The 1,888-nt window shown below is 45.1% G+C and carries 1 protein-coding gene and 1 pseudogene; both read left to right on the forward strand.

Translation table 11 applies throughout. The features are described from left to right. Window positions 1-135: 135 nt before the first annotated feature. Window positions 136-1,122 (forward strand): annotated as a pseudogene (locus tag ACR2PX_RS25955) (MFS transporter); the annotation flags it as partial. A 171-nt stretch (window positions 1,123-1,293) separates the two neighbouring features. Further along, window positions 1,294-1,818, forward strand: coding sequence for a histidine phosphatase family protein (locus ACR2PX_RS25960; protein ID WP_434002258.1), 525 nt, complete (start codon window positions 1,294-1,296; stop codon window positions 1,816-1,818). Window positions 1,819-1,888: the final 70 nt, after the last annotated feature.

The raw sequence follows: 1,888 nt of genomic DNA on the forward strand, positions 1-1,888 counted from the left end.
GGTTTGAGACAGTTTTTATGATTATTTGAGGCGAATAGCGAGCTATTCAACGAAAAGAATCATAAAAAATGGCCAAATCCGGCTTTTTCGCAGTAGGTCAGTGGTAAGTCCGACAGGCTCCTAGGTCTTGGCTCTTTACCCGCTGGCTGGCTAGGTGATCGATGGAGCCGTGAAGGCATGATGAAATTGTTTTTCTTTGGCATGAGAGCAGCAGCACTTCTGAGCGCCCTGGCTAATGGGCCCTTTCAGTTGGCACTGGGTGTTGGGGCCATTGGACTGTTTGCTTCTATTTATCACCCTGTGGGCACCGCTCTGGTTTTTGCCACCAGTAAAAAACCAGGTCGCGCACTGGCTATAAACGGGCTATTAGGCAACCTCGGTTTAGCCTCTGCCGCTGCAGTTACTGCTTACCTTACAGATAAGGTAGGCTGGCAGTGGGCATTTATTATTCCTGGTCTCTGCTCAATTGCTATGGGTTTACTCTATCACTGGACAACCCTTAAACCTGTGTCGAAACCACACCAGAAGCACGCTTTCAAAGCTGAACAGCTGAGTAAAAACAGTATGATCAGACTGTTCACAGGTATAGCCGTTATAGCCTGCTTTGGTGGATTGGTTTTCCAAAGCCTGACGACAAGTTTGCCAAAAATTCTGGAGACGAGTATTGATTCAAACCTGACAGGCATAGGAAGTCTGGCGACACTGATGTTTACCCTTGCAGCCTTTATCCAGCTGGCTATCGGAGAGTTGCTGGATAGAATTCCTGCCAGACGTTTGCTTATGGCTATTTGCTCTCTCCAGATTCTTACGCTGATTCTGTCTTCTTTCGCTGAAGGAAATTACCTTTTACTGTCTCTAACCGCATTACTGCTGGCTACTTTTGCCCAGATTCCTGTCAACGACTGGTTGATTGGTCACTATTCAACTGAGGAGTGGCGTTCAAGGTTTTACGCATTGAAATACACTTTGGCACTGGGTATGTCGGTTATCGCCTACTGGCTAATAGCAACAGTCTATGAACAAACTCAAAGCTTCTGGCTCTTATACATCATATTGGCAGCGTTAATGAGCTTTTCGTTCATCGCAGCAACGGCAATGCCTACAGCTAAAAAGCAACTCTGAGAAAGAGTTATATCCTTCCTTCTCACAAATTGATGACAACAATCTCACTCACATTACCCAAATCGTAATACCGAAATTTATTCTGCTTTTTCTGCGTTGATCAACACTTTTTTCAAAGGGCAATGATCCTATACATTGCTCCTTTCATAAAAATGTCGCACAACACCTGATATGTTTAAAAAGTCATTGATTGTCCTCACTGCTCTGGCAGTTTCAACTGCCGCAACCTGGTATTTTCTTCAACCGGAGTCCACAGTTAGCCTGGTAGAAAATGAGAAAAGATTGTTTGATCTACAGACTCACTGGAACCAGGGTAATGTCGTAGCTCTGGTCCGACACGCTGAACGTTGTGATCGTTCTGACAATCAGTGCCTGGCTGGTGATACAGGTATAACAGTTCCCGGCAAGGCCGAAGCTGTTAATGTGGGCCAAGAATTTGGGCACCTACCCGAGCAGACAACCATCGTCTATAACAGTCCAGTCAAGCGTACAGATCAGACAGCCGACCTTATGTTTGGTGAAAAAGCCACTGTTACTCAAAACTGGCTTCGTGAAGGCTGTAAAATCAATCTCTATGATGATATTTTCAAGCACAAGGAAGAAGGTAAAAACCTGATTCTAGGAGCCTGTCGGACTTACCACCGACCTACTGCGAAAAAGCCGGATTTTGCCATTTTTTCTGATTCTTTTCGTTGAATAGCTCGATGTTCGCCTCAAACAACCATAAAAAATGTCTCAAACCGGACTTTTTCTCGCTACGGTTGGC

Source organism: Endozoicomonas sp. (genome assembly GCF_051008435.1).
Lineage (GTDB): Bacteria > Pseudomonadota > Gammaproteobacteria > Pseudomonadales > Endozoicomonadaceae > Endozoicomonas_A.